The organism is Azonexus sp. IMCC34842 (assembly GCF_050368855.1).
GTDB lineage: Bacteria > Pseudomonadota > Gammaproteobacteria > Burkholderiales > Rhodocyclaceae > Azonexus > Azonexus denitrificans_A.
Genome location: NZ_CP178449.1, coordinates 3,798,872 through 3,812,112, shown reverse-complemented (window position 1 = coordinate 3,812,112; position 13,241 = coordinate 3,798,872). Strand labels below are relative to the sequence as shown.

Annotated in this window: 16 protein-coding genes; 11 read left to right on the top strand and 5 right to left on the bottom strand. The window is 58.9% G+C overall.

Annotated elements, in window-relative coordinates; translation table 11 throughout:
• Positions 1 to 26 precede the first annotated feature (26 nt).
• The 4 genes from gatC to gatB are packed head-to-tail and all read left to right on the top strand — an operon-like array spanning position 27 to position 3,770.
• Entirely contained in the window at positions 27 to 314 is a 288-nt protein-coding gene (gene gatC, locus ACLIKD_RS18110; RefSeq protein WP_226417899.1) for an Asp-tRNA(Asn)/Glu-tRNA(Gln) amidotransferase subunit GatC, read from the top strand.
• The gene (gatA, locus tag ACLIKD_RS18105) at positions 311 to 1,768 is read left to right on the top strand and encodes an Asp-tRNA(Asn)/Glu-tRNA(Gln) amidotransferase subunit GatA (RefSeq protein ID WP_428826120.1); all 1,458 of its coding nucleotides are present in this window, start codon (positions 311 to 313) and stop codon (positions 1,766 to 1,768) included. Before gatC ends, gatA begins: the two co-directional genes overlap by 4 nt.
• Before the next feature lies 1 nt (position 1,769).
• Positions 1,770 to 2,303 (top strand): hypothetical protein, encoded by a 534-nt coding sequence (locus ACLIKD_RS18100; RefSeq protein WP_428826119.1) that lies wholly within the window; start codon positions 1,770 to 1,772, stop codon positions 2,301 to 2,303.
• Between the two features lie 12 nt (positions 2,304 to 2,315).
• Positions 2,316 to 3,770, top strand: a complete 1,455-nt coding sequence (gene gatB, locus ACLIKD_RS18095) for an Asp-tRNA(Asn)/Glu-tRNA(Gln) amidotransferase subunit GatB (protein WP_428826118.1) — start codon at positions 2,316 to 2,318, stop codon at positions 3,768 to 3,770.
• Here the strand turns inward: gatB and ACLIKD_RS18090 are convergent, their stop codons facing one another.
• A complete protein-coding gene (locus tag ACLIKD_RS18090; protein WP_428826117.1) occupies positions 3,771 to 4,433 on the bottom strand; it encodes a hypothetical protein in 663 nt (220 codons plus the stop codon).
• Positions 4,426 to 5,067, bottom strand: coding sequence for an orotate phosphoribosyltransferase (gene pyrE / locus ACLIKD_RS18085; RefSeq protein ID WP_226417904.1), 642 nt, complete (start codon positions 5,065 to 5,067; stop codon positions 4,426 to 4,428). Before pyrE ends, ACLIKD_RS18090 begins: the two co-directional genes overlap by 8 nt.
• Positions 5,068 to 5,114: 47 nt before the next feature.
• Here pyrE and ACLIKD_RS18080 point away from each other — a divergent pair, with 47 nt between their 5' ends.
• From ACLIKD_RS18080 to ACLIKD_RS18060, 5 genes are all read left to right on the top strand, one after another.
• Positions 5,115 to 5,894 carry an exodeoxyribonuclease III gene (locus tag ACLIKD_RS18080; protein WP_428826116.1) on the top strand — a complete coding sequence of 260 codons (780 nt, stop codon included), beginning with the start codon at positions 5,115 to 5,117 and terminating at the stop codon, positions 5,892 to 5,894.
• A gap of 79 nt (positions 5,895 to 5,973) precedes the next feature.
• Complete coding sequence (locus tag ACLIKD_RS18075; protein ID WP_226417906.1) at positions 5,974 to 6,288, top strand: DUF883 family protein; 315 nt, start codon at positions 5,974 to 5,976, stop codon at positions 6,286 to 6,288.
• A gap of 4 nt (positions 6,289 to 6,292) precedes the next feature.
• Complete coding sequence (locus ACLIKD_RS18070) at positions 6,293 to 6,700, top strand: phage holin family protein (protein ID WP_428826115.1); 408 nt, start codon at positions 6,293 to 6,295, stop codon at positions 6,698 to 6,700.
• Positions 6,697 to 6,990 (top strand): YqjK-like family protein, encoded by a 294-nt coding sequence (locus ACLIKD_RS18065; RefSeq protein ID WP_428826114.1) that lies wholly within the window; start codon positions 6,697 to 6,699, stop codon positions 6,988 to 6,990. The genes ACLIKD_RS18070 and ACLIKD_RS18065 overlap by 4 nt, the downstream gene beginning before the upstream one ends.
• Positions 6,912 to 7,301, top strand: a complete 390-nt coding sequence (locus ACLIKD_RS18060; RefSeq protein WP_428826113.1) for a hypothetical protein — start codon at positions 6,912 to 6,914, stop codon at positions 7,299 to 7,301. The genes ACLIKD_RS18065 and ACLIKD_RS18060 overlap by 79 nt, the downstream gene beginning before the upstream one ends.
• On the opposite strand, the gene ACLIKD_RS18055 is transcribed toward ACLIKD_RS18060, so the two are convergent.
• Genes ACLIKD_RS18055 through metX form a run of 3 tightly spaced genes read right to left on the bottom strand, consistent with a single transcriptional unit; the run spans position 7,285 to position 10,273 of the window.
• A complete protein-coding gene (locus ACLIKD_RS18055; RefSeq protein ID WP_428826112.1) occupies positions 7,285 to 8,553 on the bottom strand; it encodes an AmpG family muropeptide MFS transporter in 1,269 nt (422 codons plus the stop codon). The two genes, ACLIKD_RS18060 and ACLIKD_RS18055, sit on opposite strands and share 17 nt — an antisense overlap.
• Positions 8,553 to 9,152, bottom strand: a complete 600-nt coding sequence (gene metW, locus ACLIKD_RS18050) for a methionine biosynthesis protein MetW (RefSeq protein WP_226417911.1) — start codon at positions 9,150 to 9,152, stop codon at positions 8,553 to 8,555. The genes ACLIKD_RS18055 and metW overlap by 1 nt, the downstream gene beginning before the upstream one ends.
• Positions 9,149 to 10,273, bottom strand: a complete 1,125-nt coding sequence (metX, locus tag ACLIKD_RS18045) for a homoserine O-succinyltransferase MetX (RefSeq protein ID WP_428826111.1) — start codon at positions 10,271 to 10,273, stop codon at positions 9,149 to 9,151. Before metX ends, metW begins: the two co-directional genes overlap by 4 nt.
• 254 nt (positions 10,274 to 10,527) lie before the next feature.
• On the opposite strand from metX, the gene ACLIKD_RS18040 reads away from it, so the two are divergent.
• Together ACLIKD_RS18040 and ACLIKD_RS18035 are read left to right on the top strand one after the other, a co-directional pair.
• Positions 10,528 to 11,121: a PilZ domain-containing protein gene (locus ACLIKD_RS18040; RefSeq protein WP_428826110.1), complete on the top strand. Its 594-nt coding sequence runs from the start codon at positions 10,528 to 10,530 to the stop codon at positions 11,119 to 11,121.
• Positions 11,122 to 13,239, top strand: coding sequence for a TonB-dependent receptor plug domain-containing protein (locus ACLIKD_RS18035; RefSeq protein WP_428826109.1), 2,118 nt, complete (start codon positions 11,122 to 11,124; stop codon positions 13,237 to 13,239).
• The last annotated feature ends 2 nt before the right edge of the window (positions 13,240 to 13,241 follow it).

Here is a 13,241-nt window from a genome sequence, read left to right as displayed (position 1 = left end):
GCACTGCAATAAAGTCTTTGGGTCCAATGTCGCTCACATTAGAACAGGTTCAGCGTATCGCTCATCTCGCCCGTATCGAGGTCAGCGAATCCGAGGCTCTCAGCACGCAGGGCCATCTCAACGGTATCTTCCAGCTTATCGAACAAATGCAGGCCGTCGATACGGCGGGCATCGAACCGATGGCACACGCTCAGGATCTCAGTCAGCGTCTGCGCGACGATGTGGTCAGCGAAGGCGATCGCCGCGCCGCCTATTTGGCTGTCGCGCCGGAAACCGAGGCCGGTCTCTATCTTGTGCCGAAGGTAATCGAATGATCAACGCCAGTCTCAAACAACTGTCGCAGGCGCTGGCCGCGAAACAGATTTCCAGTGTCGAACTGACCCAATTATTCCTTGACCGGATCAGCCGCCTCAATCCGTCGCTGAACGCTTTTGTCACGATTGATGCCGAAAAAAGCCTGAATTCGGCACGTGCCGCTGATGCCCGTCTGGCGGCCGGGACTGCCGGCGCCCTGACAGGTATTCCGATTGCCCAGAAGGACATTTTCTGTGCCGAAGGCTGGCGCACGACCTGCGGTTCGAAGATGCTCGCCAATTTCGTCTCGCCTTACGATGCGACGGTGATTCGCAAGATGGAGAGCGAAGCCGGTCTGGTGTCGCTGGGCAAGACCAATATGGACGAATTCGCCATGGGCTCGTCGAACGAAACCTCGTTCTTCGGCCCGGTGCGCAACCCGTGGGATAGCGAACGGGTGCCCGGCGGCTCGTCCGGCGGTTCGGCGGCAGCCGTCGCCGCGCGTCTGGCACCGGCGGCAACCGGTACCGATACCGGTGGTTCGATCCGTCAGCCGGCCGCGCTGTGCAATCTGACTGGCCTCAAGCCGACTTACGGTGTCGTTTCGCGCTACGGCATGATCGCCTTCGCCTCTTCGCTCGACCAGGCGGGCCCGATGGCGGCCAGCGCCGAAGATTGTGCGCTGCTGCTCAACAGCATGGCCGGTTTCGACGAACGTGATTCGACGTCGCTGGAACGCCCGCTTGAAGACTACAGTCGTCACCTGGAGGGGCCGCTCGCCGGTTTGCGCATCGGCCTGCCCAAGGAATTTTTCGGCGAAGGCTGCGATGCTGCCGTGATGGCCGCCGTGCGCGCGGCGATTGCCGAGTACGAAAAGCTCGGTGCGACCATCGTCGACGTCTCGCTACCCAATTCGCACCTGTCGGTGCCGGCCTATTACGTGATCGCGCCGGCCGAGGCCAGTTCCAACCTGTCGCGGTTCGATGGCGTGCGTTACGGCTATCGGGCGCCGGATTATGACAGCCTGGACGACATGTACTTGAAGAGCCGCGCCCAAGGTTTCGGTGCCGAGGTCAAACGGCGCATCATGATTGGTGCCTACGTGTTGTCGCACGGCTATTATGACGCCTATTATTTGCAGGCGCAGCGTATCCGTCGGCTGATCGCCAACGATTTCGTCGAAGCATTCAAGGTGTGCGACGTGATCATGGGGCCGACTTCGCCGTCCACCGCGTTCAAGCTGGGTGAGAAGGCGGCCGATCCGGTACAGATGTATCTTTCCGATATTTATACCATTGCCGTGAACCTGGCTGGCTTGCCCGGCATGTCGGTGCCCTGCGGTTTTGTCGGCGGCCTGCCGGTCGGACTGCAACTGATCGGCAATTATTTCGCCGAGGCACAACTGCTCAACGTCGCCCATCGTTATCAGTTGGCGACGGACTGGCATCAACGTCGGCCGGCCGGCCTCGAGTAAAATGCGGCGGTCTTGGGCACTTCTGGCGGTGCTGCTCGCGGCGGGGTGTGCCGAGGTCGAGAAGCAGCCGGAAGCCACCCCGGAAGTCGAATCGAATGCCGAAAGGTCACCGGCCGCAAGCCGCGAGCCGAAGCTCAAGAATTCGACGCTGAAATATCTGGCCAACCGCAAGCTCAAGCCGCAGCCGACCCGGCCACTCAACGTCAAGTCGCACTGTGCGCACAAGGATGCGATCGGGACGACGACGAAGCTCGATCTGCTGGTCAAGGAAGCGGTCGTCAAAACCTTCGACGCGCGGGTAACGATGAAGGGCTACGGTTCCTGTCACTTTGATCTGAAGGATTTCGACCAGACCGAGCAGTTGCCGCAGGCCTTGCTCCGGCACAAGCGCGATGCCGGGTGTCTGGTCCGCATGTGGGAAGAGGGCCCCCGGGTGACGGTGGCGTTCAATAGTTGCCCCAAGTCCTGCGAAGGGGACGCTTTCAGTTACCTCTGGCCAATCATGGTCGAGGCGAAATCAGGACGTTGTTTCTGAACGGATGAAACTATGAATCAGTGGGAAGTAGTGATCGGCATCGAAACGCACGCGCAACTGGCGACCGTTTCGAAAATTTTCTCCGGTGCTTCGACGGCTTTTGGCGCCGCGCCAAATACGCAAGCCTGCGCAGTCGACCTGGCTTTGCCTGGCGTTTTGCCGGTGCTAAACAAGAAGGCCGTCGATTGCGCCATCCGCTTCGGGTTGGCGATCGGTGCCGAGGTGGCGCAGAAATCGGTATTCGCCCGCAAGAATTATTTCTATCCCGATTTGCCCAAGGGTTACCAGATCAGCCAGATGGACCTGCCAGTAGTCGTTGGCGGCACCATCACGGTACAGGTCGGCCAGGGCGACAAGGCTTATGAAAAGCTGGTTCGCCTGACCCGCGCCCACCTGGAAGAGGACGCCGGCAAGTCGCTGCACGAAGATTTCCACGGCAAATCCGGTATCGACCTCAACCGGGCCGGTACGCCGCTGCTCGAAATCGTTTCCGAACCCGACATGCGTTCCTCCGACGAGGCCGTCGCCTACGCCAAATCGTTGCACGCGCTGGTCCGCTGGATCGGCATTTGCGACGGCAACATGCAGGAAGGCTCGTTCCGCTGCGACGCCAACGTCTCGGTTCGCCCCAAGGGACAGGCCGAATTCGGTACCCGGCGCGAAATCAAGAACCTCAACTCCTTCCGTTTCCTCAAGGAGGCGATCGACTTCGAGGTCCAGTGGCAGATCAACGAAATCGAGGAAGGGCGACGGATTCAGCAGGCTACCGTACTGTTCGATCCGGATACCGGTGAAACGCGGATGATGCGGAGCAAGGAAGATGCGCATGACTACCGCTACTTTCCCGATCCAGATCTGTTGCCGCTGGTTATTTCCAGCGACTGGATCGATCGCGTCAGGGGCGAGTTGCCGGAGTTGCCGGGCCAGATGCGCGAGCGCTTTATCAACGATCTCGGGCTGTCGGCCTACGATGCGCGGACGCTGACCGCCAGCCAGGAGATGGCCGATTATTTCGAGGCCACCGTCGCGCTTGCCGGCAAGGCCAATGCCAAGCCCTGTGCCAACTGGGTAATGGTCGATCTGGCCGCCCGCCTGAACAAGGAAGGCAAGGATCTCACCGAGTCGCCGGTTGGCGCTGCGCAATTGGCCGGGTTGGTGCAGCGCATTGCCGACAACACCATTTCCAACAACATCGCCAAAAAGGTTTTCGAGGCATTGTGGAATGGTGAAGGGGCAACGGCCGACGAGATTATCGAAAAGCAGGGGTTGAAGCAGATCACCGATACCGGCGCCATCGAGGCGCTGGTTGATCAGGTCCTCGCCGCCAATGCGACCAATGTCGCTGAATTCAAAGCCGGCAAGGAGAAAGCCTTCAACGCATTGGTCGGTCAGGTGATGAAGGCGGCGAAGGGCAAGGCCAATCCGCAACAGGTCAATGATCTGTTGCGTCAGAAACTGACGGCCTGATCAGCGTCGGTCGGGTGTCGCCGGCGCCGCGCCGCCAGTCGGCGCGGGGGCCGGCGAGCGTCCGGTCAGCTCGAAGTAGCGTTTGCGATCGGCGTCGTATTTTGCCTTGATCGCGGCGAAATCGTGTTTTTTGACGTCCATCAGTTCCTGCTGGACCTTGATTTCGTGGTCGAGCGCTCGCAACTCCTTGGCAAGTTCGGGCGGCATGGCTTTTTTCTTGTAAAACTCGGCCTCTTGCTCAAATTTCTTGCGCTTGTTAACCGCCGCATCAATGCGGCCTTGCGTATCCCGCATTGCCAGATTGACGTCGGCCTCGGCCTTGCGCTGGGCCAGGTCGATATCCTGCGGTGTGGCGTAGGTATCAAGCAAGGCTTGATCCCTGCGCCGCAATTCCCGGGCAGCTTCTTCGAGTTGCTTTTTACGCCGGTTTTCGGCGGCGAGTTCGATTTTCTGCTCGGCCGTCATCGGCGGGCCGACTTCCTTGACGATGTTGCCCCCGCTGTCGAGGACACGATAGGCGCGCCCCCGGCACTGTTCGGGCAGCGTGTCGCCACAGATCCGGCGTCCGCTGGCCGGGTCCGGGCAGCAATAAAACTCGCCGGCGGCCTGGGTCGAACTGGCTGCAACAAAAAGCAAAAGAGGAACGAGCAGGCATTTAGGCATTGATGCCGTATTGCTCCCGGTAATTGGCAACTGCCGCGCGGTATGCGGCAAATTCAGGGTGGTGTTCGAGGTAGGCCATCAGGTCGCCGAGACCAGCCACGGCAACGACCGGAATGCCATAGTCGCGTTGCACTTCTTGGACGGCGGAAAGTTCGCCCTGTCCGCGCTCCTGCCGATCCAGCGCGATCAGTACCCCGGCCGGCGTGGCGCCGGCGGCACGAATCAGTTCGACTGATTCACGCACCGAGGTGCCGGCTGAAATCACGTCGTCCACGATCAGGACGCGACCGGTGAGCGGGGCGCCGACGATGCTGCCGCCTTCCCCATGGTCCTTGGCTTCCTTGCGGTTGTAGGCGAACGGGAAGTTCTGTCCGCGCTGAGCGAGGGCGATGGCAATCGCCGCGACCAGCGGGATACCTTTGTAGGCGGGGCCGAACAGCATATCAAAGCGGATGCCGCCAGCCTCGGTGGCTTTGGCGTAAAATTCGGCCAGGCGACCAAGAGAGTTGCCGTCATTGAACAGGCCGGCATTGAAGAAATAAGGCGAAAGCCGCCCCGCCTTGGTCTTGAACTCGCCAAAACGCAGCACTTGGTTGGCGAGGGCAAACTCGATGAAATCCTGACGAAAATCCATATTTTCCCAATTAACGTGTCCGGCAAAACAAGGCCAATACTCGCGCAATGTTACGCATCATCTCCCTCAATCTCAATGGAATCCGTTCCGCCTGGAGCAAAAAAATGCTCCCCTGGGCGGCCGCCCAGCAGGCAGACGTCATTTGCCTCCAGGAATTAAAAGCCCAGTTGCCGGACCTTACGCTGGAAATGCTTGCGCCCGATGGCATGCATGCCTTTTATCACTGTGCCGAAAAGAAAGGTTACAGCGGTGTCGGCATCTGGAGCCGGCGGGAACCGGATCGGGTCGTCGAAGGTTTTGATGCCGGCGAATTTGATGCCGAAGGGCGTTATATCCGGGCCGATTTCGGCAATCTGTCGGTGATTTCGCTCTATCTGCCCTCGGGGTCATCGTCGCCGGAACGGCAAGAGGCAAAGTTCCGTTTTCTCGATGTCTTCTTCCCGCAGATGCTTGCGCTGCGGGCCGAGGGCCGGGAGATCGTGCTCTGTGGCGACTGGAATATCGCGCATCAGCAAATCGATCTGAAAAACTGGAAGTCAAATCAGAAAAACTCCGGCTTCCTGCCCGAAGAGCGCGCCTGGTTGAGTCGGGTGTTCGACGAGATGGGCTGGGTCGATGTCTATCGCCGGCTACATCCGGATGCGACCGGCGATTCCTACACCTGGTGGAGCAATCGCGGTCAGGCTTGGGCCAAGAACGTCGGCTGGCGAATTGACTACCAGATTGCTACGCCCGGTCTCGCGGCGCTGGCCCGACGAGCTGAAATATACAAGGCCGAGCGATTCTCCGACCACGCGCCGTTGATCATCGATTATGAAATTGCATAAATGCCGGATGCGAATTGATTTCGCCGCACGGACGGGCTAACCTGTAGTCCTTGTTTAACTGACTCCGACGAGGTTCAAAATGGCTGAACAATTCACCACTGCAAATAAAGACAAGCTGGTTTCCGACTTGCGTGTCGTTATTTCCGATACCGAAGAGTTGCTGCGTGCTACGGCTGGTGCTGCCGGTGAGAAGGTTGGCGATCTGCGCGAGCGTCTTAGCCTGCGTCTGCGCGATGCCAAGGAGCGCCTGATTGATCTCGAAGCGGCCGTGGTCGAAAAAACCAAGGCAGCGGCTCGCGCCACCGATGATTTCGTCCATGAAGAGCCGTGGAAAGCCGTCGGCGTTGCCGCTGCTCTGGGTCTTGCCCTCGGCGTGCTGATCGGCCGTCGCTAAGCGAATGACTGATCAGGCAGGCGGCGAAGGAAGCCGGGAGGGGCTTTTCGCCGCCTTGAAAAATATCGTCGCGACACTGATCGCGATCGGCCGGACGCGTGCCGAATTGCTGGTGACCGAGCTGGAAGAGGAGAAGTATCGCCTCATGTCGCTCTGGTCGAAGGCCATCGGCGCAGCGTTCATGCTCTGTCTCGGCATCATCATGGCGGTATTTTGTCTGGCGCTGGCTTTCTGGGAGCAGCGCGTATTTCTCTTTGGTGTCTTTGCCGTCATGTTTATTGGCGGCGGGTTGCTCCTGATCGGCTCGCTGAAAAGCCAGGCCAGCCAGCCGAGCAAACTTTTTCGGACAAGTCTGTCCGAGCTCGAAGCAGACATGGCGCAACTGCGCCGGCGGGCCAAAGAGGCCGAATGAACAGCAAGCAGCTTGATCTGGCGACACGGCGGGGTATGCTCAAGGCGCGCATCGACGAGCAGCGGCGTGCTCTGGGCCAGCACGCCGTGCCTTTGCAGGCTGCTCTGGCCCGTGGAGATAGCGTGCTCCAGGGTGTGGACTGGCTCAAACATCATCCACTGGCAATTGGCGCAGCTGTAGCGGCCGTCGTGGTGGCGCGACCGAAACAAGCGTGGCGCTGGGCAAAACGCGGATTTTTGATCTGGCGCGGCTGGCAGGTTGTCCGCAGTTCGCTCGCTGCAATACGCTGACCGTGGCTGAAGCGGAACGCGTCGCCGCGGAACTGCCGGGCTGGTGGCGGCAGATGTGGTCCGCGCAACGTCGCGAAGCGCGACGGGTTTTGGCCGAATTGATGGTGACGCGCGGCATGATGCCCTTGCTGATGAAGGCGCGTAACGGCGAACAGTGGACCGCCGAAGAAAAAGAGGAACTCCTCAGCCATCTACGCCGGATGGTTCATCTTTCGCCTTACCTGATTGCCTTGCTGATGCCCGGTTCGGTATTGCTTCTGCCAGCCTATGCCTGGTGGCTGGATCGACGTCGACTCAAGCGCGGTGAGTGATTGCCTCGGCACGCTTGTGCCAGGGCGCCACTTTCAGCAGCAGGAGCATGCCCGGTACGGCGAGCGCGGCGCATAACCAGAAAAAGCTGTACCAACCGAGCATCTCAACCAGCCAGCCAGCCGAAGCATTGATGAAGGTGCGCGGGACTGCGGCCAGGCTGGTGAACAAGGCCATTTGCGTCGCCGTATAAGCGGGATGCGTGGAGCGGGCGATGAAGGCGACAAAGGCCGCCGTCCCCAGCCCGACGCCGAGCGCTTCGAGGCCGATGACGAAGGCCAGGGCCAGGCGTTCGCTGACCCCGATGCTGTCGTAGTGGCCTTGGGCGGCGAGCCAGGCAAAGCCGAAGATCGACACCAGTTGAACCACGCCGAATAGCCACAGGGCCCGGTTGATTCCCAGGCGGACCATCCACAGGCCGCCCAGCAAGGCACCGATAACCGCCGGCCATAGCCCGGCGTGTTTGGCGATCAGGCCGATATCGGTCTTCGTGAAACCCATGTCGAGGTAGAACGGGGTGGCCAGGGCGGTGCACAGGCTGTCGCCGACCTTGTAGAGGAAGATGAAGCCGAGCACCATCAGGGCGCCGCGCCAGCCCTGCCGGCCGATGAACTCGTGGAAAGGCTCGGTCACCGCCTGGCGCAGGGTTTTTGGCGCACCCTTGACCAGCGGTTCGCTGACCAGCCAGGCCATGGCCATGCCGGGCAGCATGAAGGCGCTGGTGATCCAGAACACTTCATTCCACGGCAGGCGGTCGGCCAGGATCAGCGACAGCGAGCCGGGTATCAGTCCGGCGATCCGGTAGGCGTTGACGTGCACCGCGTTGCCCAGGCCGAGTTCCTCATCGTTCAGGATTTCCCGGCGGTAGGCGTCGACGGCAATATCCTGGGTTCCCGAGAGGAAGGCAAGCAGCGCGGCCAGCCACAGGATGGGCCAGATGTTATCCTGCGGATTCAATCCGCCAAGCGAGCCGATGGTGAACAGCAGGCCGCCTTGGGTGAGCAGCATCCAGCCCCTCCGGCGGCCGAAGCCGGGGACGCTGAAACGGTCGAGCAGCGGCGACCAGAGGAATTTCCAGGTATAGGGAAACTGGATCAGGGCGAAGAAGCCGATCGTTTTCAGATCGACGCCCTCACTGCGCAGCCAGGCCGGCAGCAGGTTGAGCAGCAGATAGAGCGGCAGCCCGGAACTGAAGCCGGTGAAGATGCAGATCAGTATCTTCCGGGTGAGCAGTGCTGCGAGCCAGGCCGGCATCAGCGGGCGCGCGTCAGGCGATAGACGGCGAGACTGCCGAGGAAATTGACTTCATTCTCGACCGGGTTGCCGGCTTCGTCGAGGACGCTCCGCTCGCGGACGATCAGGCCCATTTGCGCGCACAACGCCTCGAAATCGAGCAAGGTGAAAAAGCGCACGTTGGGCGAGTCGTACCACTGATAGGGGAGGTCTTCGGAGACCGGCATGCGGCCATCAAGCACCGAGCGCAGATTCTTCCAGTAAGCGAAATTGGGGAAGGAGACCACCGCCTCGCGGCCGACGCGCAGCATTTCGCGGAGGATTCCTTCGGTGTGCCGGACGGTCTGCAAGGTGCGCGACAGAACAACGTGATCGACAGCCTGGTCGGCAAATACGTCGAGGCCACGCTCCAGGTTGCCCTGGATGACGTTGATTCCGTTGCGGATGGCGGCCAGGATGTTGGCATCGTCGATTTCAACGCCCCAGCCCTGCACGCCACGGGTGTCGATCAGGTGGCGGAGCAGTGTGCCATCGCCGCAACCGAGGTCGAGGACGCGGTGGCCCGGCTCGATCCAGCCGGCGATGACGTCGAAGTCGGGGCGGCCCAGGGTATGCGTCATAGCTTGATGTTCCGCAGATAGGCATCGACCACGCCGTGATAGTGCGCGTCATCCATTAGGAATGAGTCATGGCCGAAGTTGAGATCGATTTCCGCATAGGAGACGTTGCGGCCGTTGGCCAGCAGGGCGGCGACGATTTCCTTGGAGCGGGCCGGTGTAAAGCGCCAGTCGGTGGTGAAGGACGCAATCAGGAAACCCGCCTTGGTACGGGCCATGGTGGCCTTCAGATCACCGTTGTTTTCCCGCGACGGATCGAAATAATCGAGTGCCTTGGTCATCAACAGGTAGGTGTTCGCATCGAAATAGCCGGCGAACTTGTCGCCTTGGTAGCGCAGATAGGATTCCACTTCGAATTCGACGTCGAAATCGAAGGAGAACGAGCCGTTGCGCAGTTCGCGGCCGAATTTTTCACCCATCTGATCGTCTGACAGGTAGGTGATGTGGCCGAGCATCCGGGCCAGACGCAAGCCACGTAGCGGCCGGGTGTTGTGTTCGTAGTAATGGCCGCCGTGGAAATCGGGGTCGGTCAGGATGGCCTGCCGGGCGACGTCGTTGAAAGCGATATTCTGTGCCGAGAGTTTAGGCGCTGCCGCGATCACAATGGCGTGACGGACACGCTCCGGATAGGTGATGGTCCAGCGCAATGCCTGCATGCCGCCAAGACTGCCACCCATGACCGCTGCCCAGCTGTCGATACCGAGCAGATCAGCCAATCGAGCCTGGGCATGGACCCAGTCGTTTACCGCAACGATCGGGAAGTCGGCCCCCCACGGCTTGCCGGTGGCTGGATTGGGCGAGGACGGGCCGGTCGAGCCATGGCAGCCGCCGAGATTGTTCAGGCCAACGATGAAGAATTTATCGGTATCGAGCGGGCGACCGGGGCCGACGATGTTGTCCCACCAGCCAATATTCTCCGGCTGTTCGGCGTAATGCCCGGCCACGTGGTGGTGGCCGGAAAGCGCATGACAGACCAGGATGGCATTCGACTTCGCGGCATTGAGCGAGCCATACGTCTCATAGACCAGATCGTAGGCCGGGAGGACCCCGCCGCTGCGTAGGTGCAGCGGCTGATCAAAGTGGGCGTGCTGTGAATGGACGACGCCGACGGATTGTCCTGACATGTGCTTCCTGAAAACAAAAACCCAGTTGGCCAAAAACGCGAACTGGGTGGTTCCCGTTTTAGCAGCATTTATGTGGCGCCCGCAATCAGAGCTCAAATCGGCGCGGCTGGCCTAATGCCAGTGTGTGAAAGACAATACCCAGCGAGCCGCGAAAAGTCAATAAAACAAGATACCTGCGGCAAGGTGGTTAGAGTGTTAGATTTTGTTAAACTGCCGAAAACGACAATTTTCGATGAGCGAGGAGTAGCCGACCAATGCTGGATCAAAGACGGCATCAGAGAATTCGTTTTAGTGTGCCACCTTTGGTCAGAATCGGCCACGGCGGAGCCCTCGGTGAGGGTTGGATCGAGAATCTCTCGGTGTCGGGACTGATGGCGCGTAGCAACCTCGCCCTTGAGGTTGGTCACACGGCGGGTTGCGAGTTCTCGCTGTTCGGATCGCCGATCATCGATGTCCCGGCAATGGTTGTTAGTCGGGTTGGCGACCTGTTCGGTGCTCGCTTTCAGACCGGGCCGATCAACCAGGTCCTGATCGACGATGCGATCAACGCGGCGCTGGCCAGCGGCCAGGCCTCGATTCTCGCTGTCCGCGAACTCGCCGGGCGCCGGGTCATGCGCATTTCAGGCGGTCTGAACGGTGCATTGCGCAATGACTTCATGCATGCCTTGACGCGGGTTGGTGTTGATGAAATTGATCTTGAGGGCGTTACGGCCGTCGATCAGAGCGGTCTGGCCCTATGCCTGGTGGCGACAGGTCGGCATGGGGTAGTTATCGGAGCTCAGTCGGAATGCTTTGCCGGTGCGTGGAAATTGGCGCTGGCGATACCGGGTGCAACGGGGAATATTTGAATGGTGCTGGTACAACAACCGTTTCGTCGGCGATTCAACCCCCTGGTTCTGGCCCTGGCTGGTGTCTGGCTGGCGGGGCCTGCCGCCGCCGCAGAGGACGATGAAAATCTCTACTTCAGCGATCTGCCGATTGTCGCTTCGGTCAGTCGCTTGCCACAAAGGCTCTCTGAGGCACCAGGGGCTGTTACAGTAATTGATCGCGATATCATTCGGGCGTCAGGTGTACGCAATGTGGCGGACTTGTTACGCCTCGTGCCCGGATTTCAAGTTACACCACCTAATCAGGAAGGTGCCATCGTTGCCTATCACGGTCTTAGCAACGAGGAGTATACGCCTCGGGTTCAAGTGTTGCTAGATGGCCGCTCTCTGTATTCTCCGCTTTTCAAGTCCGGCGCTAATTGGAACCTTTTGCCCTTAGCCATAGAAAATATCGAGCGTATTGAAGTGATGCGGGGGGCCAATGGAGTTTCCTATGGATCCAACGCCTTGCTCGGGGTGATCAACATCATTACCCAAGATGCCACCCAAACGCAGGGGTGGATGCTATCAACCAATCATGGTAATAACTCCATTCGTGACACAACCGTCCGTTGGGGAGGAAAGGTTGGCGAGAGCGACATCCGGGTGACCGCTCGACAATATGGCGATGCAGGCTTGCAGAAAATGTTTGATGGAAGCTTGGGGTGGTTTGATCCGCATGACAGTCGTCACGGTAATGTCTTTGATTTTCTTGCGACCATTCCATTAACTAATCGCGACGAATTGAAAGTCGTGCTTAGTCACGTCGACGATGTTTCTCAATTTGGTCGGCCAAAGAGCGTAAGCGATCCTTTTCGGGATTCTAGCCAAAATAGCACTGCCGTCAGTTTCGAGTGGCGTCGGGCAGTTAGCCAAGACGAAGAGATCAAGGTGCGTTATGGACATGTTGAGGACTGGGCATCTGCGGCTTATCGTGAGAACGTTTCTTTTGACAATGCAGCGGGCGTCGGCGTCAATTTTATAAATCTAAACAACAGTGGTGGTAATTCCCGGATCGACGAACTTGAATTCCAACACTTGCTGTCAATTTGGCCTGATGTCCGCATGGTATGGGGGCTGACGGGGAAAAATACCTCAATCGATTCTACAGGGCAGTTTTTTGGCGATCAAAAGCTCGAACGGACGACCTATCGGGTATTTGGGAACCTCGAATGGCGGGCAACGGATGCGTGGTTATTCAATCTGGGGGGGAGTGTTGAGCACGACAGTGTAGTCGGAGAGTTTTTTGATCCACGAGCTAGCGTCAACTATCACATCACGCCTCAAAATACGGTGCGATTCATTGCTTCACGGGCTCACCGAACGCCAAGCTTGTTCGAAGCTTATGGAGACAGCCGGAAATTGCCAATTGGTGCCGTCTCGCCGGTCGATCGTACCTATCTTGCGGTTCCAGGCTTGAAGGCTGAACGTGTCGACACACTGGAATTGGGTTATCTTGGGGAATGGAAAAGCCAGCGGGCCAGTCTCGATGTCAGAGCTTTTCACGAGAGAATTCCCAACCGGATACAGATCGTCCCCTATCCGTTGGATGCAGTTCATGCGGATGATCGCGACCCACTGAATGTAATGAACCGACTTCCGATTTATCCCTATGGCCGAGCAGATGCTGCCTTGAACCTCGAGAAAGTCGTCATTCAGGGTTACGAGTATCAGTTACGCTGGCAGCCGCTTGATCGCACACAGTTTCTTTACAATTCCGGTTATATTCGAACCTATGCGAATCTACTGGACGAGTCGGTAATTGCCGATACCGCTGGGTCCAATACCTTGAAAATACCGCGGCAGACGAGCGAATCCGCGCCGCGTCATTCGCAGTCAGCGATGCTGATTCAGAAACTTCCCTACGATTTTGAGGCATCGGTCATGTACTACAAGAGTGGCTGGATGCGCTGGTTGCGCAACTCCTTTACCAGCCCTTACGAGCGAGTGGATTGGCGCCTGGCAAAGGCCTTCAATGTTGGCTCGGCCAAGGCTGAAATAGCCTACACCGCCCAGATGTCCAACCATGATATGGAAGGTAGGCGGGAGACGCGGGTCGCCAAGGAGCTTCACTGGGTGTCGTTGCGTATCGATTTCTAATC

Bases quoted from the DNA above. Each gene is read 5' to 3' on its own strand.
- gatC (WP_226417899.1), top strand. From the start codon at position 27: ATGTCGCTCACATTAGAACAGGTTCAGCGTATCGCTCATCTCGCCCGT.
- gatA (WP_428826120.1), top strand. From the start codon at position 311: ATGATCAACGCCAGTCTCAAACAACTGTCGCAGGCGCTGGCCGCGAAA.
- ACLIKD_RS18100 (WP_428826119.1), top strand. From the start codon at position 1,770: ATGCGGCGGTCTTGGGCACTTCTGGCGGTGCTGCTCGCGGCGGGGTGT.
- gatB (WP_428826118.1), top strand. From the start codon at position 2,316: ATGAATCAGTGGGAAGTAGTGATCGGCATCGAAACGCACGCGCAACTG.
- ACLIKD_RS18090 (WP_428826117.1), bottom strand. From the start codon at position 4,433: ATGCCTAAATGCCTGCTCGTTCCTCTTTTGCTTTTTGTTGCAGCCAGT.
- pyrE (WP_226417904.1), bottom strand. From the start codon at position 5,067: ATGGATTTTCGTCAGGATTTCATCGAGTTTGCCCTCGCCAACCAAGTG.
- ACLIKD_RS18080 (WP_428826116.1), top strand. From the start codon at position 5,115: ATGTTACGCATCATCTCCCTCAATCTCAATGGAATCCGTTCCGCCTGG.
- ACLIKD_RS18075 (WP_226417906.1), top strand. From the start codon at position 5,974: ATGGCTGAACAATTCACCACTGCAAATAAAGACAAGCTGGTTTCCGAC.
- ACLIKD_RS18070 (WP_428826115.1), top strand. From the start codon at position 6,293: ATGACTGATCAGGCAGGCGGCGAAGGAAGCCGGGAGGGGCTTTTCGCC.
- ACLIKD_RS18065 (WP_428826114.1), top strand. From the start codon at position 6,697: ATGAACAGCAAGCAGCTTGATCTGGCGACACGGCGGGGTATGCTCAAG.
- ACLIKD_RS18055 (WP_428826112.1), bottom strand. From the start codon at position 8,553: ATGCCGGCCTGGCTCGCAGCACTGCTCACCCGGAAGATACTGATCTGC.
- metW (WP_226417911.1), bottom strand. From the start codon at position 9,152: ATGACGCATACCCTGGGCCGCCCCGACTTCGACGTCATCGCCGGCTGG.
- metX (WP_428826111.1), bottom strand. From the start codon at position 10,273: ATGTCAGGACAATCCGTCGGCGTCGTCCATTCACAGCACGCCCACTTT.
- ACLIKD_RS18040 (WP_428826110.1), top strand. From the start codon at position 10,528: ATGCTGGATCAAAGACGGCATCAGAGAATTCGTTTTAGTGTGCCACCT.
- ACLIKD_RS18035 (WP_428826109.1), top strand. From the start codon at position 11,122: ATGGTGCTGGTACAACAACCGTTTCGTCGGCGATTCAACCCCCTGGTT.